Here is a 19004-nt window from a genome sequence, read left to right as displayed (position 1 = left end):
GGAATCCGATTACTGGCGGATATCGGTTTTTGGATTTGAAGTTCTCGACAATGGCAAAAGATACACCCTTCAGCGCGGTTACGCGCACTATGATAGACAACTGGGTCCAGACCAGCGCCACAGATGCCGCCAAACCGGAGGTGGTTTACAACGACATCCTCAGCCATCTGTCGATCAAGATGCGCCTGACGTTGTTCACGGTCACGAGCGACAACCCCAAGAAATGGCATATGAAAGCCATCAGGCACTCCGGATTCACTTCTCGTATTCTGAACATCAACAAGATTTTCGCCGACTGTTGCGTGGAGGATTTCAAAGACCAGAAATACATGGAGGACGCGGTTATTCCGAGGCTCCGGCATGTCATGGAATCGCAGCAGCCGTCCATGGAACTGGTGAAAACACGGTTGTTCGGCGTGAACCTCGGTTACGACCGTATCCTTATTCCGCAGAAGAACTCGGGTAGACCGGAGTGGGTCATCTCGTCTTCATATGCACAATTCCTGCTGAGCCCGCCGCAGCGGCATGAAAGGCTCGATGTCGCCGACGAAGCCATCGTACAGTTGCTGATAGAGGGCGCGACAGCCAAGGAAATCGCCGAGACACTCGTTGTATCCCCGAGGACGGTAGAACATCGAATCGAGCGCTTGAAGGTTAAGTACGGAGCACGAAACACTGTGCACCTGGTTGCGATGCTTGTGACATCGCATGCGGAGAAGATGGCGGAGTGAAATCGGCATACTTCACGCCGCTTGCCTTTTGGAACCCGTGCGTCGTAGCCAATTCGGGATGTGCTTTACCGATAGGCCTCGATCATCGAGTTCGTAACATCCTGTGCGAAGCAGATCGGCGCATAGCCTCCCGGTTTCGAATATGCGCTCCGATTGCCACACCGTTTTCCACGACGATCCGTGCTGTATGGACAGGCACATGAGCCGGGATAACTTGCGACCGACTCGGTGATAATCCTTTGAATTATGACAGATGGGGCGATTGCAGGAGGAATGTTCGTTGGTTTTTGTTTTGGCGGCTCGGCTGCTTTTGCCTCTGGTTCTCGATCTTTCAAAAAGCGACTCGCGATCCAACCCTCCTTGAGGGTCAAGCTGTCTCTGACGCGCGACCAGTCGTTCTGAACTTCGATGAGTTCTACTTTGCGTCCGACGTCAAACCTGTCGATGATACCAGCATCAGAGGCAGCTCGAGTTCTCAACGCGACCCGGTTTCCACTGATGTATCTGACCTCCGATGTCTCGGGCTCGCTGTCGCCGACGTAATTCTCTTTGGTTTCCTGCGGCGGTTGGAGTGTAGCGACGCGCTTGAGTTCGGCCTTTTTAGCCGGTTGGGTAGGGCTTACGCTGTCGGTCGAGGAAGTGGGTCCATAGGCGGCCGAAATGGTCGACTGGTCTTGAACTGGAGGCGTTCCTCCTAGCTTCGAGATCGCGAATAGGCAAAGGCCACAGATCGCCCAGTAACGTTTTTTCATATTAGAGCCCCCGCACGTACATTGGAGAAATCGCTCCAGTCCTGCAAGTAATACTTGCGCCGGATTTCGTTCCTTCCTTAATAGGCAAGTGGAAATGAGGGAGCCGCAATGGTCAGTGGGTGGGATAAAAATCCGGGACCGGACAATCATTACAGTTCGGGGCCTGTTTCGATATCGGGAGTCGTCAAGGCATTGGTCTTGCCCTTTATCGTACTGATCATCGGAGTGGTCGTTTACCGCTACCTCGGATAACCTGATGCGGTGCAGACGCATCAGGCTTCTGCGTTGTATCGACCTCGGTTAATTAAGCGCCGTCACGCTTGCGCTTGGAGAGGACGTGATCAGCTCAGTGGCTTTCCCGGTTGTGGCGGATAGCGCCTGGTCTCGCGCCGCCGCGAGCAGGTAAGTGACGATGTGGACGTTAGAGCTCTCTTCAGCCGATCTCAGCATTTCGATCAGACCGGTCGCATGGTCGGCGACAAATTCCATTGCCGCGGCTTCCTCGATCCTCTCACGCATATTCCGAAACCTCCGACGACTGCTTATGAGGTTGCAGGAAAGGCAGAAGAGGCCTTCCGGTGAGTGGATTCCTTCCGTTCTCCGGGAGTTCGAGAACACTGCCGTTGATACCCTGTTGCTCGTGACTGATGGTGAGTGCGAAGGGCAGTGGTTTTGCGCAAATCGGAACAATGAGGCCGCTGGACAGTGTCGATGGTGCCGCAAAAGGCATGACGTCCCAACCCGTCGACACGAGCAGATTGACAAGTTTTGGATGCGTTTCGACAATGAGAGCCTCGATACCCACCACAAGGCAATATTCGAGCACGCCGGTTAAAAGCATATTCGCCGCCAAAACTCCGGCAATCGAAACCTCCGGTTCAGCAATGCAGCGGGTCCATTCGTACACGAGCGGCCCCTTTGGGTAGTCGTTACCACCAGCCACCTCCGGATAAACATCCGACAACAGGTGGGGTTTGGTTGTCGGCAGTAACCGACTGTAACCGACCACCGTTCTATCGCAAATCAAAGCCAAATGGATCGCGTCGTTCGTGTCGAACTCATCGATCTCCAGACCATCGGGTTTCCTTAAACCTTCCCAACCCAGTCGCTCCACGAAATGCTTATGGCGGAACCGCCAAATCTGTTCTCTCCACTCTGACCCGAGGATCGCGTCTCCGATGATTGACTGCAGCATGCGTTTTACCCCTTTTGATTGACGTCGGGGAAAATGCAACAATCCTGCGTTTAGACAATAGCTAGGAATAGCTATTGTCACCTTATAAGGCCGTTCCGTATGGCGGTTGCAATCAATTGACTTCGGTTGACACAGTTCATCTTTTGAAGCGCGTTACGCAGCTGGTGCTGTACGGTATTTTTCGACCGTCCCAGGATTTTTGCGATTTCCCAGTTTGTCTTACCTTCCGCGCACCAATAGACGACATCCAACTCGTGGGTGGTGAGATTGGCGATTTTTCTTCGTTTGGTGCCGTTGGCTTTTTCCGTGATAGCCTGAAGTCGATGATGCGCGTATATGGAGACGAGATGCAAAATGCCCTTGGCCTCCTGAGGCATCTTTATATTTCTACCCCCGAAGGTGACGATAGCCTGTAGGCCACCGATCAGATGTAGCGGAACGCTTATTCCGTCGCGCATCCCGAAGTCCGAGGCTTCGTTCATCAGCTTTCTCGCTCTCGGTCCAACCTGCGTTCCGTTCAACGCCTCCGACCAAATGAATACTTCGTCTGTCGTTCTCGAATGATGGATAACAGGGTCGACCCGGACATATTTTTCGGCGACATACCGTTCGAACCATTCCGTCGGCCAGCCATTCAGCAGCACGTATGGTGCGATGCTCTCGCCCGGTAAAGGTAGGCCCGAAATCGCGAAGCTATCCAGTCCGAAGTCACCTGCTACGACCTCCAGGCCGCACGCTATGGCGTAAGGTGTTTCGGCAATCTTCACGGCCTCAACGAAGTCGAACATCATGTTCGAGGAGTAACCATTCGCGTTTTTACACATGTCAGATAACCGCAACCAAAATGCCAATGCTTATATACTTTTAGTAGTATGGAATTGAAATCCAGTACAACGTACGACGACCAAATTTTTAAACACCCGAGTACGAATTTCGACCATGAGACTTTCAGAATCGGCGCGCGCTATGCGCTTCTTGCGAGCCTGATCGTAAAGTCAGCCGCAAAACGTAGATTATCCAGGAAGGACACAACACTTGAGGTCGGATTTGACTGTCATATTACCGACCACTCAGGGTGATATTCGTTAGCTCGTCTTCACTAACAGCTGGTTGCATGTTACCGTGCCTTCCACTGGGACATGACATAGCTATACAGACAGGTTTTTTCGGTCGGGGGATTCGAATGCGTCTGATAACGGTTTTAACTACCACTTGGTTGATAGCGACTGCTGCGGTTGCGCAACCGATCACAATAGTTTCATACAATGCGGAAAACATGTTCGACACGGAGGATGATCCATCCAATCCCCGTGACGACACCTACTTGCCGCTGACCGTGAAAGATCAGAATCGGCAGGCCCATGACGCTGCGTGCGAAAAGTACAATGGGCCGACAGGTTTCTATACGAGCGAATGCAAGACGCTCAATTGGGACAGCGCGATCTATGCGACGAAGCTCAAGCGATATGCTGACGTCCTTAAAGCCATGCCCGTACTGCCGGATGTGGTTGTTATTCCGGAGACTGAAAACAAGAAGGTCCTGGATGACCTTGTATCACAGCACCTGTCGAACGCGGGCTACACGGCTGTCCAGCTCGACACCAGTGACAAGCCCGACAGTCGCGGGATCGATGTGGGTCTGCTGACACGTCTTCCTATTGTCGGCACGCCCACCGCCCACGTCATCGATTTCGGTGGAGCGTCGGAAAAGTGCGGAAAGACGCGCGACATTCTTCAGGTGATCGTGCAGTTACCTGACAGCGCGGAACTGACGGTCTTCGGTGTTCATTTCCCCTCAGGCGCGAGTCCGTTTGAATGCCGCGTCCGTGCGCTCAAGCAGGTGAGCGAACTCGCCTCCGCGCTTCCCGAAGGTAGCCTTGCCGTTGCAGCGGGAGATTTCAACATTAACTGCAACGAAGCACCTATGGAGGGTTTCGCCCGTCTTCTGCAACGGGGCAACTGGTACGTTTCGCCACTGGCTACACACGGATGCAACGCGCCGGGGTCAAGCAAGTTCACCGATCGTGTTATGGACAATTGGAACACATGGTCCTTTTTGGACATGATCCTGGTGTCTCCCGAACTGAGTGTAACCCGTCCTTCGAAAAAGAACTGGTTTGCCGATCTAGGTAGCTTCGGCACCTTGATCGTTCATCCCGAGCAGGTTGCGGTCGATGATGCAGACAAGGGTTTCGTCGAGCCGAGGCGGTTTGATCCCAAGACCGGCCGAGGCGTCAGTGATCATTGGCCGGTTATGATGAGGTTATTGCCGCGTAGAGGATGACTACCGATCAAAGGTGTGAATGGATACGACGCTATCTATCTGTTAGCGACTTGGAACCGCTTTTTGACCGGTTGAAGGCTGCTATGCTAACGCGTGTCATGCTGCGGTACCCTCAAGAGTATGTCCAAGTGGGAAGAATATCTCGTTTCGACCATTGCACTCGAAGATTGACACGATAGCATACGTCTCGCGAGGGATCAGGGGGCTGTGATCGTGTCTAGACGTTTATTGCTTTTTGCGATTGCTGCATCGACTGTTTGGTGCAGAGCCGCTTATGCGGATGTCACCATCGAGCGTTTGCCGATGGAGAACTCTTCACCGATTATCCTGCTGAAAGGTGACTTCACTCCGACCGACAAACCTGACCTGCTTGCCAAAGAAGTCGCGACGAGTGGGGCCAAGGTAATCACCTTTAATAGCGACGGTGGCAACGTCGTCATGGCGATGGCCTACGGGCGAATGATCAGATCGCTTGGACTGTCCACTCTACAGTTGAGATCGTCGCAATGCGCATCCGCTTGCGCATTGGCATTCGTGGGAGGTGCAACCCGACAGGCTGAGCCCGGAGCTATCGGCGTGCATCAGTCGTCTTTCTCCCCCGACACAGAGATCGACGGTCGGACAGCCGTCGCGGCGGTACAAGCGCTGACAGCCCAGATCATGACGTATCTGTTGGAAATGGACGTCGACCCCAAGTTGCTCCAGCTGAGCCTCTCCGTACCCAGTGACGACATGCGTTATCTGACAGCCAGCGAAATGCAAAATTTCGGGGTAACCAAAGGCACTCCGACAGAGACGCCCGAGCGGGTATCTACTGTCGCAGCGCAACCAAATATAGCTGCGACATCCCCCGAAAAAGACGAGACACCTTCGCCGACCGTTGAAGAGAGAGCCATCGCTTTCGTAAATGACTATCACGACGCATGGTCCCGCGGAAACAAGGAAGCGCTTGCCTTCATGGAGAAGGCATATGCCGGGACCGTGGAATTCTATGGCAAGGCGACATCAAGAGCCGCCGTCATGGATCAGAAACTTGAATTCGCATCGCGGTGGCCCGTCCGCGCCTACAGCGTAAAGTCGGGTTCAGCGAAAGTAACGTGCCAGGACACCTGCAAGGTAGAGGGGGTGGTTGACTGGTTTGCGAAACGCGACGTTGGAGACCGGGTGTCTTCGGGCACGGCGGAGTTTTCGGTTGTTTGGGACCAGAGCACCGAGACGATCCTTTCCGAGACCGGAAGGGTCATCCAGTCGGACAAAGGTGTTTCAGGACCGGTCCGCTTGATATCCCAGTGGCAAGATGAAAACGGATCATGCCGTGGTGGTAGCGGCGACTCTGACCAAACCATGGCAGCCTGCGAGAGACGCGAAGCCATTGGAAACAAGTTGCAGACCGTCGGCTGGTGTTATGGTCGCGAGGGCGAATACGGGTATCAGATGCAATGGCATGCCTGCGGGCAGACCTCAAACCGTCCGGAGGGAGCGGTGGCCGCGGCGAAATCGAGCATCGCCCGGCCAAACCCGACGAGCTTTCCGGTTCGCGCTCGGTTTGCAGGCAAGACCGTGATGCCGGATTTCAGGGGTCGTGATCGTGAATTCAACAGCTTCAGAACGCGTATCCGCGACGGAATGCGTGAAGGTCCGAATTTCGCAGGCCGTTACACCCTGATCCAGATCGGTTGCGGTGCTGGCTGCTCGTTTGTCATTCTCGCAGATAACCAGACTGGTCGACCCGCGTCGTTTCCCCGTGGAGGCGAGGAGCATATGTATTTGAGCCTGGACTATCGTCGCGATAGCCGGCTGGTTGCCACCCAGTGGCTGAACAGCGAGACCAGCACATGCGTCGTTGAATTCTTCGATTTCGATAAGGACGCCTTTAAGCCAATCAGCAAAACCGAGATAGGTAACGAGGAAGCCTGCAATAGAACGGCAGCTGAAAACCTGCGTTGAGACCAAGTCGCAGAAGGACTTGCGCTTTCATGCGACTTCCGGCTGGTCGTATGGTTGGCGACGGCACAGGCATTCGGCCAGTCCTCGCAAATCAAAAGCTCCGTGGAGCATCCCGCGATTTCAGGCTGGCTTCACACCTGTCCACCCCACCAACGCACATGCGATCACAAGCACCCACGACTACGCGGCGCACGCGAGATATCGGTGCCGATGACTTGAAGCGCCGAACCGTCCTCTCTCGGTCAAGTTCGGTATAGACCCCACAGACCCTGCATTCGACGGCGATGATTGGTCCCTTGACCGATCGCAACGTTGGTTCCTGATCCATACTTCCCTTGGTTGTCTGAAAAAAAGTCCAATCCGACCGGTCACTTAGCATGGCATGTTAGAGTCCTGATTCATCTCGGTTTTCCCGCGATGGCAAATGCACGTCACCTAAAATGCCCGATTTGACCGGCTTGACTCTCCTTATAGAACGGAACAGATAGAGAACGTCAACCGATTTTCAGGATACGAAGTCCTGCCAACGCGCACCTAGGAGGTCCGTGAATGAGAACGCATGTCCGGTCTCCAAGTCTCATCGACGACCTGCGCGAGCAGATAGCGAAGCTCGAGGGTGTGTCGGCGAAGAAAGCGGAATGCCTCCCGTTCGGTGTCGCCGAAATTGACGGAAAACTTCCCGGCGGTGGGCTGGCTTTCGGTGCGCTCCATGAGTTCGCTGGCGGAGGGGCTGGTACCGTGGACGGCGCGGCCGCTGCCCTCATGGTCGCCGGGATCGCCGCGAGAACGAAGGGGAAAATCCTCTGGTGCCTCAGCAGGCCCGACCTGTTCGCTCCTTCGATTTCGCAGGCAGGACTTCATCCCGACCGCGTGATCTACGTCGAGGCCGACCGGGAAGAGGATGTGCTGGCCTCCTTCGAAGAGGGCCTGAGCTTTGGCGGCCTCGGTGCGGTCGTGGGTGAAATCGTCCGGTTACCGATGACGGCTTCACGACGGCTGCAATTGGCTGCGGAGAAGTCTGGAACAATGGGGTTGGCGTTGAGGCGATGGCGACGACAGGCGGAAGCGAACGACTACGGCCAGCCCACCGCTTCGGTGACGCGGTGGCGAATAAGCCAGCTGCCGTCGGAAGACCTTCCCGTGGCTGGCGTGGGTAGGCCGCGATGGTTGGCGGAACTGATGAGATCGCGCGCGGGCGAGTGTGCAGAGTTCTGCGTAGGAGCATGTGATGCCAAGGGTCGTATCACTCTTTTTCCCAAGATGGGCTACGGACAGGATACGGAAGGCCGGGGCCGATGGCACACCGCCTCCTGACAAGCCGATGGTCGTGATTGCTAGGTCGGGGGCCAGGCGGACGGTCTGCGCAGCTGACGACGCCGCGCGAAAGCTCGGTCTGCGCATCGGCATGCCCGCGAGCAAGGCCCAGGCTCTCGTTGCCGATCTGGCCATGTACGATGCCGACCCGGTCGGCGATCTGGCTGCGCTCGATAAGATGGCGCTTTGGATGCTCCGGCAATACAGCCCCGTCGTCGCAGTGGACGGCACTGACGGCATCGTCATCGACACGGAGGGCGCGGACCATCTCCAGGGCGGCGAAGAACGCATGGTGTCGGGGATGGTCAACCGCCTCTGCGGTGTCGGCGTGGTCGCGCGAGCCGCCGTGGCAGACACGTGGGGCGCGGCACACGCGATCGCCAGATACACCTCAGCAGAATGGACTGTCGTTCCCGCGTCCGAGACGGCGAAGTCCGTTCTGGGGCTTCCTATCGTCTGTCTGCGGTTAGCACCCGAAACGGTGAACAGCCTACGGGTTCTCGGTATCGAGACAGTCGGACAATTATCGGCCATGCCGAGAGCGCCGTTGACCCTGCGCTTCGGCCCGGAGGTCGGCAGGCGGCTCGACCAGTTGTTCGGTCGTGCGGCCGAGCCGATCGAACCCATCCGTTGTCCGGAGATCGTGGAGGTCCACCGCCCGTTCGCAGAGCCGATCGGGGCTGCGGAGACCATAGCGAAATACGTCGGCCGCCTCGTCGGGCAGCTTTGCTCCGAGCTGGAGACCCGTGGCCTTGGTGTCCGCCGCTGTGACCTCATCGTCCATCGCGTCGACAACACCATCCAGGCGATACGGGCTGGCCTCGCGAAACCCGTCCGTGACGACAAAAGACTGACACGCCTGCTGACCGACAGGATTGAGCATATCGATCCGGGTTTCGGTATCGAGAAGCTGTCGCTCGTCGCGACATGGGCGGAGTGTCTGGTCGAAAGGCAGCAGTCGTCATCCCTGATCGAGGAGACGGTCGTCGACGTGACACCGCTGGTTGATATTCTGGGAAACCGCGGACACCGCATCTACAGGATGACCCCGGTCGCCAGTGATGTCCCCGAACGGAGTTTTCAGCGTGTCGGCCCCATGTCGGAAGAGAAAGGCGTCGATTGGCCGTCGAACTGGCCACGGCCCAGTAGGCTCCTCGCGCGTCCCGAAGAGATCGAGGTGCTGGCGGTCCTGCCGGATAGCCCTCCGAGAACGATGACATGGCGCGGCAAGCGGAGGCGGATCGTCCGAGGCGACGGCCCGGAGCGGGTCTTCGGGGAATGGTGGCTGCGGGATGCCGAGTTTCACGCCGTCCGCGATTACTACGTCGTCGAGGACGACAGCGGCGAGCGCTTCTGGGTCTACCGCGCAGGCGACGGCGTGGACACGACGACAGGCTCACACAGGTGGTTCATACACGGGATATTCGGATGAGATACGTCGAACTCCAGACGACGACCCATTTCTCGTTCCTACGGGGAGCATCCAGCGCCGACGAGTTGTTCGCCGCGGCTGCGGAACTCGGGATCGAGGCGCTCGGTATCGTGGACAGGAATTCGCTGTCAGGCATCGTGCGGGCATGGGAGGCTTCGAAGGCGACGGGCGTCCGTTTGATCGTAGGATGTCGCCTGGATTTGATCGACGGCATGGCGATCCTGATCTATCCGACCGACAGGGCGGCCTACGCGCGGCTGTGCCGTCTTCTTTCGCTCGGCAAGTCGCGCGGCGGCAAGGCGAAGTGCATTTTGGATTTCAGCGATGTCAGCCTCTACGCCGAGGGCTTGATCGGCATCCTGATCCCCGACGAAGCCGACGAGACGTGTGCGATCCAGCTGCGCAGGATGTCGGAGCTCTTCGGAGACAGGGCCTATGTCAGCCTGTGCCTGAGACGGCGACCGAACGACAAGCTCCGCATCCATAACCTTTCGAACATGGCCGTTAGGCATCGCGTCCGCACGGTCGTCACGAACGACGTCCTTTTTCACGAGCCGGGCAAGCGGCAGTTACAGGACATCGTCACCTGCATCCGCCACAACAAGACCATCGACGACATAGGCTTCAACCGCGAACGCCATGCGGATCGCTATCTCAAACACGCCGAGGAAATGCATCGATTGTTAGATGCTTATCCAGAGGCTTTGGCCCGCACGCTCGAGATCGCGAAGCGATGTACGTTCTCCTTGAGCGAACTCGAATACCAGTATCCCTCAGAGGCCATTATCCCCGGTCTCGGCGTTCAGGCTACCCTGGAGAAGTTCACCTGGGAGGGAGCGGCGGATCGTTATCCCGAGGGCGTACCGGAAACCGTTGTGAAAACAATCCGGCACGAGCTCCAACTCATCGAAAAGATGAAGTACGCCCCGTACTTCCTGACCGTCTTTAACATCGTGCGTTTCGCGCGGTCCAAGGGCATTCTGTGCCAAGGCCGCGGGTCGGCGGCCAATAGCGCCGTCTGCTACGTCCTCGGGGTCACGAGCATCGACCCGGAGACCAACGACCTCCTGTTCGAAAGATTCGTCAGCCAGGAACGGGCCGAGCCGCCCGACATCGACGTCGATTTCGAGCACGAGCGGCGGGAAGAGGTCATCCAGTGGATTTACGACACCTACGGTCGGACGAAGGCCGCCCTGTGTTCGGCTGTCACGCGCTACCGTGCCAAGGGCGCGCTCCGTGACGTCGGCAAGGCTCTGGGGTTGCCCGAGGACATGATCCGCCAGCTGTCGTCCGGGGTCTGGGGTTGGAGCAAGGAGGGGGTCTCCGAAAAGGAGGTCAAGGATAATAACCTCAATATGGGCGACCGAAGGCTCCGACTGGCGCTCGAACTTGCGCAGCAGCTCATGGGCGCGCCCCGACATCTCAGCCAGCACCCCGGTGGTTTCGTCCTGACCAACGACCGCCTCGACGAGCTTGTGCCGATCGAGCCGGCCGCCATGGACAATCGCCAGATTATCGAGTGGGACAAAGACGACGTCGAAGCGCTCAAGATGATGAAGGTGGACATTCTGGCGCTCGGGATGCTGACCTGCATGTCGAAGGCATTCGCTTTGATCAGGGAACACAAGAACGACGTGATCGATCTCGCGAATATCAAGCAGGAGGACAACGCGACCTATGCGATGATCCGGAAAGCCGACACGCTCGGGACGTTCCAGGTCGAGTCTCGCGCTCAGATGGCGATGTTGCCCCGACTGAAACCGAGGACCTTTTACGACCTCGTCATCCAGGTCGCCATCGTGCGTCCGGGGCCGATCCAGGGAGACATGGTCCATCCGTATCTGCGTCGCCGCGAGGGCAAGGAGGCCGTCGATTACCCGACCCCGGAGCTGGAGGCGGTCCTCGGCAAAACCCTTGGCGTTCCGCTTTTCCAGGAAAGCGCGATGCGCGTCGCCATGGTGTGCGCGGGGTTTACCGCTGGGGAGGCCGACCAGCTCAGAAAGTCCATGGCCACCTTCAAGTTCACGGGCGGCGTCTCACGCTTCAAGACGAAGCTCGTCGACGGCATGGTCCGCAACGGCTACACGGCGGAGTTCGCCGAGAAGACGTTTTCACAGCTGGAGGGGTTCGGGTCGTACGGCTTTCCCGAAAGCCATGCCGCGTCGTTCGCGCTCATCTCCTATGCCTCCTGTTATCTCAAATGCCATTTCCCCGACGTGTTCTGTGCCGCCCTTTTGAACTCGCAACCCATGGGTTTCTACGCGCCCGCTCAGATCGTCGCGGACGCCCGCGCGCACGGTGTCGAACTCCGGCCTGTCTGTGTGAATGCCAGCCGATGGGACTGCACGATGGAAGCCATTCCCGGTACCGAGCGCCACGCGGTTCGACTTGGGATGCGGCTCGTGAAAGGCTTGGCCATGCGCGACGCGGCCCGCATCGTCGTCGCTCGGGCCGACCAGCCGTTCGTCTCCGCCGACGATGTCTGGCGGTGGTCGGGAGTGCCGACGGAAGCCCTGGTCCAGCTCGCCGAGGCGGATGCCTTCAGGCCGTCGCTGAAGCTCGAGCGCCGTGATGCTCTCTGGGCTCTCAAGGCACTGCGCGACGACCCGCTGCCACTGTTTGCAGCGGCCGCCGAGCGTGAAGCGGAGACGGTCCCGGAAATGGTCGAACCGGAAGTTTCTCTCGTCCCGATGGTCGAAGGCCGACAGGTGGTCGAGGATTATGGACACACGGGACTGACGCTGCGGGACCACCCCATGAGCTTCCTAAGAGAGGACCTGAGGCGGAAGAACATCGTCACCTGCGCGGAGGCGGCGAGCCAGCACGACGGCAAGTGGCTCTGGACCGCGGGCATCGTCCTGGTCCGTCAGAAACCGGGAAGCGCAAAGGGGGTGATGTTCGCGACGATCGAGGACGAAACGGGTGTCGTCAATGTCGTCATTTGGCCGTCGCTATTCGAACGCCAGCGGCGGGTCGTCCTGTCGGCTTCGATGCTCGGGGTGAACGGGAAGGTTCAGCGGGAGGGCGATGTTGTCCATCTGGTCGCCCAACGCCTGTTCGATTTCTCTAGCGACCTCAGTAGTCTCGGCGAACGTGACGGCGCGTTTCCATTGCAAAAGGGACGCGGCGACGAGTTCTCGCGAGGGGGTGGTCCCGATCCCAGAGACAACCCGAAGCCTGCCGTTCCAGCAAGGGATATCTTCATACCCGACCTCCACATCGACACGTTGAAGGTGAAGGCGCGGAATTTCCAGTGAACGCGGATGAAGATATCAGGGCGAACCTGGCCGAGTAGGGATGATCTACAACCTATCGCAGGCTCTCTGGTACGCATGATCAAAGCCAGACAGCTTCGTCACTCTGTGCGTGTACATCGTCACCTTCGTGCCGTCCGGCTCATCGGTCGCATGCATACAGTAGGCGATGAGATGTCCGCCGACCCCGACTCTCTCGTTCAAAGGCAACGCCTCGTCTGCTGCCTTCTGTTTTTCAACAACATCAATGAAGTCATTCGGAAAATTCTGGATTTCGTAGTCACCGATGTCGTAGCCGGGTTTGAGTGCTGATCCTAAGCCAAGTTCCTCGCTGACGAAGCCGTTCGCCGATCGGTAGGCGAAGGAGCGCATCACGCCGATCTGGCGATCATATCCCCAGTGGTAGATAGTTGTGGAGCCTGTGTCCTTCGTGTCACAGGACCGTGGCTGATTGATCTCGACCAAACTCTGCTGCGTGAATTGATCGAGTTGGATCATATCTTGGACCACAAACCCTGTGTTGGCGCGTACGAGCCAGTCGGCTATGATCTTCGGATCGCCCGTGCCCGCAATGATGCCGTCCAGATGCGGCAGGAGGAATGCCTTGGTGATAAAGCCCGCCGGCTGTTTATCGTCAGAGTGGCTGAAGCTACTGTCCGTGGCGATGAAAACGGATTTTTCCGAATTGATAAAATTGAGTACGGTCATGGTGTCTCTTGCTCGATGAGGACATGGTCAGCTGATGCGCCAGCTAATCCCACGCACATACAGGGATTGTCCTCCGCTTTCTTCGCGCTACTTATTTTAGGAGCTTCTAACCCCGATAGTCTATTAGGACGAAATGGAATCTTGGTTGCCGCTTTAAATGTCTACGGTTATGGGTTGTCTGGCGAGCGACCAGGATCAGGCGACTCCTACCGTTAGGACCGCGAGTGCCGACTTTTGATCCTTCGCGCTAAAGCCCTCGAAGACCTCACCGAATTCGAACCGAACCGCAGCAGGCGCATCGTTTCCATTTTGAAATCCTGATCCCGCCACGACGATCTTAGGCGCGCGCTTGTCCCTGATTTCGTCGAAAGCGCGTATGTAATCGAAGCTGATGATTGAATTTCCGTCGCGAGACTTTTCCGCGGCAATCCGGGCGAACCTGACGAATACGTACTCTCCAATGTTTTGCCGCGAAAAGCTGTATTTTGTCATGTTCATGCCAGATGCCGTACCCGCTCGCGTCGGCCAGGAGACGATCTTGGCCAACGATCTCAACAGTCCGAGAAGAACATCCCTGTCAAAACGCGTCCTGAGAAGGAATAGCGCGAAATAGATGGCGGTCTCGCGGTGCTCCTGGTTTTTCGAATCGATATCCGTAGCGATCATGCGTGAGAGGGACTGAATGTCGATGTGTTCGGATCGAAGGAAGCCATAGTACTGAAGAAGGACCTGGATCGGAAGCTGGACATCAGCAAGCCCCTTCTGCTCGCGGAAAAGGTAGACTTCCTCAAGGATCGGAAGGGGTATTTCGCCACTAAACCTTTGCATACCTCTGTCGACATAAGCAAGAAAGTCCTGATAACCGGGGCTCTGCCGAAGGAACTCGAGGATTTCTGGATTTAGGTTCTTGAAGACCGAGGAAGCTGTAATCGAAAGCCGTTCGGCCTTTTCAAGCCTTGTGGCTACAAAGAATTCGAGAAACGATCGATGCGAGAAATAATAGTTCTCGCCAAATTTTCTCTCCAAGAAGGAACCCGTAAATATCTCTCGGTACAGAGCGTCTCGCTCGTACAGCGGGTCTTCGAGAAGGTCACGTCCGATGATAGACGCAGGGACGACATCCGGGCTGAAATAGAGCCGCCGCCCGTCGTACGTGTCCCAGAGCCACCAGGCGATGCGTTCTATGACGGCTTGGCGCTTCTCGGCATCGATTTGCTTGCGCACAACCTTTTCGCCTTCGCGCTCGCTGATCCTGGACGTCGCTATGGAATACAGGCCATAGGTCGTGAAAGACTCGAGCTTCACGGCCGGATCGGCAGCTATGTCGGCGTATATTTTCAAATGGACGGGTCGGTGGAGGACTCCGTTTTCCCTGATCTTATCGAAGTCGGCGATCCGGCCCGATATCCATGTCTCGATCTCAGCCTTCTCGGTGAGTTGCCGAGGATGGCGATGATGGAGATATTTACGCAAGAAGTCGTTGATTTCGGCCTCGGTGAACGCAGCCAGAGCCAGCTCTTGATACTCTGGGGCATCGGGCATCCTGATAACCTGATCACCGGATATCCGTTGCCCGCGGAGAATCCATGCGTGTTCGTCGTCTGACAGAAATGCGTTCGGCCTCCCCGCCACGATGATCTTGGCCCTACCGTCCAAAAGGGTATGAATCTGGGAAAAGTTGTATTTAAAGTCCGTCCACGAAAGAGCGTGCTTCATCTCGTCGAAGCCGTCGAAGATCACGACGAACTTGCCGGCACGGTTCAGTTTTTTGAATTTGGCATAGGAATAGTTCTTGGTGCTGTAACGGTCCGCGAGGGTCTTCGCGATCAAACCGTCCATGTCGGTCTGAGTCGCGATATCCGAGAGTTTGACGTAGATCGGAACTCTGTTCGCCGAGTCATCAAGGTATTTGTCGGCAAGCTCTCGCGTCAGGAATTTGCAGTAAGAGGTCTTTCCCATGCCATAGCCGCCAAGAATGGCCACAGGTGTGGTCGTTGGTGAGGCGATCCACTCGACGATCTGATCATGAAGCGTGCCGCCGCCCTCGATGGATGACTTTATATAATAGTTTTCGAGGCCTGCCTCGCTAAAAAGATCGCGGACGTTACGGCAGTATTTTCGGTAGCCTAGAAGACTGTCCTCGAACTCCTTAATCGTGAAGATTTCCAGCTGCCCGCGCCTCTTATTTGCGTACAACTTCGCCTCAGGTGAGAAATCGAGGCGCGCAATCACGAATATGCTTGTGATCTCGCCCTCGTCCAGAAGCGACAGGTAGTCCGCATAGATGGCATTGAGCTCAGCCTGCGACATGTTCTTACTGAGGTTTTTGCACTCTACGGCGATCGTCTGAGGACGGAATTCCTCGTCGATCTCAAGCAGGACATCCACCTTCTTGCTACTCACACGGACTTCACGGGAGACCTTGTGGCCTTCAGCTTCAAGAAGTTCGATGACTTGGTCTCGGAGGGCGTCGCCCTTTTCGGTGGTTGACACTCTTTTGATCGCATCATGATTTTCAAGCACTTTGGTCAAGAAGTCCCCCCCATTCAACATGAGATTAGCAGAAGGGCGGCTTCGGAGTAAATCTTGACTTCGAAGGGCGAGTCGCATGGGCTCAGACAAAGCGAGGCCGTGCGGCCAAACACGCAAGGATGCATCGCTTTCTAGTTAGACCAGCTTTCCTTGGCGCGAAAATAGATAGTCAGGCTGGAGTTGGTGATTTGGGGGCGAAGCATGAAGATTGACGGTGAAGATAACGTCGCGGATTCTCCCATTGCTGATGAGAACAGGTGGTTTTCTTATGCTGTCATATGCGGCATGTTCACAATTGCCACCACTGCCATGGCAGCGGTTTGGGTATTCTCGGAAAATGACCCTGAAATTCGCTCCAAAATGTCGTCGACATTGGTGCCGTTTGGCACACTTATGATAGGCGCTGTCACCTTCTGCACTGTTGCCTGGCGAGGGCTGGTTGGTTCGCGTCAGGCGGACCAACAACGTCGACAGAATGACGCCACCGACGACGCTAACTACGCAAAACTTTTGCAAGAGGGCGCGAAGTTGGTGGCCGATAATAAACCGCCAAATCAGCTTGCCGGAATTGCGAGCCTCAGCATTCTTATCAATGAACCTAAGGCCCGATATGCCCCCGAGGCTTTGGATGTACTTGCGGAAGGGATCAAGAGCCTCTTCCATGAGGGTTTTAGTCCTAACGATCTCCAAGCGGTCAGTAAGTCGTCTGTATTTTCCTCCATACAAACGCTGTTGGCTGCCGAGGCGGCAGCGGGGCGCTTCAGTCGAGTGAGTATCGAACTTGAACCCACTGGCCAATGGCCAGCGTTTGAGTCTTGGCCGCACATAAAGGGATTTCATCGACTGCGGATAACCGGCGGGCGGTTGGAGAGGGCTGAAGAAGTTTTTTCCGGGAACCAAACCGTCGACATAAGGAAATCTCAGATAGTAAACTCTGAGTGTGCATTTACGTGGTCTGTCTATACAAGCTGCGATTTCATCAGTTGCCATATAACACGCTTTGAAGACCTCGTTTTTTTGGGTGACGAAAGTACATTCACAAAATGCGACTTTAGCGGATGCGTTTTTGAAGACGGGATAACGGTTACAGCTCTGAACGACGCATCTTTTAAAAACTGCTGGTATGATGCTGAGTTGCCACCAAACCTGAGAATGACCGAAGAATTTCTGGTCGTTCTCGAACCCAAAATAAAGGTGAAGAACAGATGGTTTTCACTTACGGGCATTGACGCGGATAATCCAAACTTGACCGCCTCTCAAAGAGATATTGTTTTAAGCAACACCATCGGTGCGCAATGACACATATCCAGCACTCATCCCGCGCCCTCCGCGCTCGCCCCTGTGAAAAGCAAAATGTAGTTCCAGCGATCTATGTCGTTCTGGAAAGAAAGGTTTGCCATCAGTTCCGGCAGCCGAAGAGGCATTCGCAGCAGCGCCGTTCGCGACTGCAAAAATGTGTCGTGGCGATCCAATTCTAATATCTCTGGCAACAAGGATCGTACCCGCTTCTACGGGAAAAAGGTCGCCTATTGTGATTGTCGTTCGCAATGGACCAAAACCAATTGGACGTTAAGCTCAAGGTCTGTTGCCTGATGTTCTACTTGGCCCATTTGATAGTGAAGGTGTCATTGGCCTTCCAGCCGCATGATATGCCGAGGCTGATCACGAACTCCAACTCTTTCGGACGCGGCTTGGACCCCAAGACGATGATGGGGTGGCTATCGCGTCTGTTGAAGTGCCGGTATTCAAGCACTTGTCCTATGGCAATTCTGATAGCGAATTTGGTCTCCCCCTCAGATGCCGGCTTCAACTCGGCAACAATCTTTCCATGTTGGGGATCAACGAAACAAACATCCATTCCGCTCTGATTGCGTTCTACTCCCGTCGCACCTTTCGATACGAGATACTCGCAAAACTCGTTTTCGAGCTGGCCATGTAAAGCGTTCACCGAAATCGCCATTTCCTTCAGATAGCGAACATATGGCTTTTGCGCTGCGGCCGCGGAAGCGACCATTTGCTTCTGGGCCTTTGTGGGCATCGGCCCCCGCTTCCGATCTCCCGCGTTTAGAAAGTCAGGATCGAAATCACTGCTTATTATCCATTTGACCACCGGGTGGTCGACATCCAGAGCTTGCCCAAGAAGTCTCAAGCCATCTTCGGGCCGTATCGATTGGTAACTGTTGTGCATCTTCGACAGGACCATCCTGTCGGCCCGCAGTGGAAATTTCGGCAAGGGTATTGGATCGTCGAACCAATGATAAAGTTCCTCCGGACATTTCCAATGCAATGTGTGCATTCCAGTGCCCCAGTGTGTCATAAACTCCTTCTTGTCCGAAAACCTGCGTTTCACTGAAGGTTGGCCCCAAAGGTCCTGACCGACAGCACCAAGTCTGAACGCCTTTCGAAGCTGAGGTTCCTCTGCGTCCAACACAATGGACACATCGCACGCTACGCCCACGATGTACTGAACATCGCCCTTCATTGCGGTCATTATCAAACCAAGGTGACCATATCGCGCGAACTCGTCCAGCTTTGGCTTCGACTCAGAACTGAAGTATCGCCAGCCCTTCCATATCCGCTTCTGATCGCCATTCCATTCCTCACCGCCATAACCGGACTGCTTCACAAATCCTCCATGGACTTGGGGGTCGCTGGGACCGGTATACCCGTTCTCGCTCCATAGGATCGGCTTGGTGGCCAGCGCGTATTTGGCTCGAGGATTTATGGGCATGAAGTTGTCCTTTAGCGATTAGAGTAACAGCGGTGGTCAAAAAGTAACTCGGGTTCAGACAGCACGCGCACTTAGTTGGACCGTCACGTCGTTACCGGTCCTAAAGCAAACACTGTTGCAATTC

General features: G+C 55.9%; 14 protein-coding genes. 7 read left to right on the top strand and 7 right to left on the bottom strand.

All coding sequences use genetic code 11. The features are described 5' to 3' along the window. Positions 1-50 precede the first annotated feature (50 nt). On the top strand, positions 51-731 hold the full coding sequence (locus ABUK73_RS06375; RefSeq protein WP_353576541.1) for a helix-turn-helix transcriptional regulator: 681 nt from the start codon (positions 51-53) through the stop codon (positions 729-731). Positions 732-796: 65 nt separating this feature from the next. Here the strand turns inward: ABUK73_RS06375 and ABUK73_RS06370 are convergent, their stop codons facing one another. From ABUK73_RS06370 to ABUK73_RS06355, 4 genes are all read right to left on the bottom strand, one after another. Further along, positions 797-1483 carry an SH3 domain-containing protein gene (locus ABUK73_RS06370; protein WP_353576540.1) on the bottom strand — a complete coding sequence of 229 codons (687 nt, stop codon included), beginning with the start codon at positions 1481-1483 and terminating at the stop codon, positions 797-799. Between the two features lie 300 nt (positions 1484-1783). Further along, positions 1784-2002: a hypothetical protein gene (locus ABUK73_RS06365; protein ID WP_353576539.1), complete on the bottom strand. Its 219-nt coding sequence runs from the start codon at positions 2000-2002 to the stop codon at positions 1784-1786. Beyond that, positions 1995-2678 (bottom strand): acyl-homoserine-lactone synthase, encoded by a 684-nt coding sequence (locus tag ABUK73_RS06360; RefSeq protein ID WP_353576538.1) that lies wholly within the window; start codon positions 2676-2678, stop codon positions 1995-1997. The genes ABUK73_RS06365 and ABUK73_RS06360 overlap by 8 nt, the downstream gene beginning before the upstream one ends. A gap of 77 nt (positions 2679-2755) precedes the next feature. Continuing rightward, positions 2756-3469 (bottom strand): helix-turn-helix transcriptional regulator, encoded by a 714-nt coding sequence (locus ABUK73_RS06355; protein WP_353576537.1) that lies wholly within the window; start codon positions 3467-3469, stop codon positions 2756-2758. Between the two features lie 392 nt (positions 3470-3861). Between ABUK73_RS06355 and ABUK73_RS06350 the strand changes: the two genes are divergently transcribed. From ABUK73_RS06350 to ABUK73_RS06330, 5 genes are all read left to right on the top strand, one after another. Next, positions 3862-4962 carry an endonuclease/exonuclease/phosphatase family protein gene (locus ABUK73_RS06350; RefSeq protein ID WP_353576536.1) on the top strand — a complete coding sequence of 367 codons (1101 nt, stop codon included), beginning with the start codon at positions 3862-3864 and terminating at the stop codon, positions 4960-4962. A gap of 213 nt (positions 4963-5175) precedes the next feature. After that, positions 5176-6909 (top strand): COG3904 family protein, encoded by a 1734-nt coding sequence (locus ABUK73_RS06345; RefSeq protein ID WP_353576535.1) that lies wholly within the window; start codon positions 5176-5178, stop codon positions 6907-6909. A 549-nt stretch (positions 6910-7458) separates the two neighbouring features. After that, the gene (locus ABUK73_RS06340; protein WP_353576534.1) at positions 7459-8223 is read left to right on the top strand and encodes an ImuA family protein; all 765 of its coding nucleotides are present in this window, start codon (positions 7459-7461) and stop codon (positions 8221-8223) included. Next, positions 8138-9655, top strand: a complete 1518-nt coding sequence (locus ABUK73_RS06335; protein WP_353576533.1) for a Y-family DNA polymerase — start codon at positions 8138-8140, stop codon at positions 9653-9655. The genes ABUK73_RS06340 and ABUK73_RS06335 overlap by 86 nt, the downstream gene beginning before the upstream one ends. Beyond that, entirely contained in the window at positions 9652-12912 is a 3261-nt protein-coding gene (locus ABUK73_RS06330) for an error-prone DNA polymerase (protein WP_353576532.1), read from the top strand. The genes ABUK73_RS06335 and ABUK73_RS06330 overlap by 4 nt, the downstream gene beginning before the upstream one ends. A gap of 45 nt (positions 12913-12957) precedes the next feature. Here the strand turns inward: ABUK73_RS06330 and ABUK73_RS06325 are convergent, their stop codons facing one another. Together ABUK73_RS06325 and ABUK73_RS06320 are read right to left on the bottom strand one after the other, a co-directional pair. Next, on the bottom strand, positions 12958-13617 hold the full coding sequence (locus ABUK73_RS06325; protein WP_353576531.1) for a hypothetical protein: 660 nt from the start codon (positions 13615-13617) through the stop codon (positions 12958-12960). Positions 13618-13812: 195 nt separating this feature from the next. Then, positions 13813-16140 (bottom strand): NACHT domain-containing protein, encoded by a 2328-nt coding sequence (locus tag ABUK73_RS06320; protein ID WP_353576748.1) that lies wholly within the window; start codon positions 16138-16140, stop codon positions 13813-13815. A 210-nt stretch (positions 16141-16350) separates the two neighbouring features. On the opposite strand from ABUK73_RS06320, the gene ABUK73_RS06315 reads away from it, so the two are divergent. Continuing rightward, positions 16351-17448, top strand: a complete 1098-nt coding sequence (locus ABUK73_RS06315) for a hypothetical protein (protein ID WP_353576530.1) — start codon at positions 16351-16353, stop codon at positions 17446-17448. 298 nt (positions 17449-17746) lie between these two features. Here ABUK73_RS06315 and ABUK73_RS06310 read toward each other — a convergent pair whose 3' ends face one another. Further along, positions 17747-18775 (bottom strand): hypothetical protein, encoded by a 1029-nt coding sequence (locus ABUK73_RS06310; RefSeq protein WP_353576529.1) that lies wholly within the window; start codon positions 18773-18775, stop codon positions 17747-17749. Positions 18776-19004: the final 229 nt, after the last annotated feature.

The sequence above is a fragment of the Agrobacterium vacciniicorymbosi genome (assembly GCF_040427045.1).
Lineage (GTDB): Bacteria > Pseudomonadota > Alphaproteobacteria > Rhizobiales > Rhizobiaceae > Agrobacterium.
The sequence above is the reverse complement of the archived record's forward strand: the minus strand, read 5'-3'. Positions and strand labels throughout refer to the sequence as shown.

Bases quoted from the DNA above. Each gene is read 5' to 3' on its own strand.
- ABUK73_RS06375 (WP_353576541.1), top strand. From the start codon at position 51: ATGGCAAAAGATACACCCTTCAGCGCGGTTACGCGCACTATGATAGAC.
- ABUK73_RS06370 (WP_353576540.1), bottom strand. From the start codon at position 1,483: ATGAAAAAACGTTACTGGGCGATCTGTGGCCTTTGCCTATTCGCGATC.
- ABUK73_RS06365 (WP_353576539.1), bottom strand. From the start codon at position 2,002: ATGCGTGAGAGGATCGAGGAAGCCGCGGCAATGGAATTTGTCGCCGAC.
- ABUK73_RS06360 (WP_353576538.1), bottom strand. From the start codon at position 2,678: ATGCTGCAGTCAATCATCGGAGACGCGATCCTCGGGTCAGAGTGGAGA.
- ABUK73_RS06355 (WP_353576537.1), bottom strand. From the start codon at position 3,469: ATGATGTTCGACTTCGTTGAGGCCGTGAAGATTGCCGAAACACCTTAC.
- ABUK73_RS06350 (WP_353576536.1), top strand. From the start codon at position 3,862: ATGCGTCTGATAACGGTTTTAACTACCACTTGGTTGATAGCGACTGCT.
- ABUK73_RS06340 (WP_353576534.1), top strand. From the start codon at position 7,459: ATGAGAACGCATGTCCGGTCTCCAAGTCTCATCGACGACCTGCGCGAG.
- ABUK73_RS06335 (WP_353576533.1), top strand. From the start codon at position 8,138: ATGCCAAGGGTCGTATCACTCTTTTTCCCAAGATGGGCTACGGACAGG.
- ABUK73_RS06330 (WP_353576532.1), top strand. From the start codon at position 9,652: ATGAGATACGTCGAACTCCAGACGACGACCCATTTCTCGTTCCTACGG.
- ABUK73_RS06325 (WP_353576531.1), bottom strand. From the start codon at position 13,617: ATGACCGTACTCAATTTTATCAATTCGGAAAAATCCGTTTTCATCGCC.
- ABUK73_RS06315 (WP_353576530.1), top strand. From the start codon at position 16,351: ATGAAGATTGACGGTGAAGATAACGTCGCGGATTCTCCCATTGCTGAT.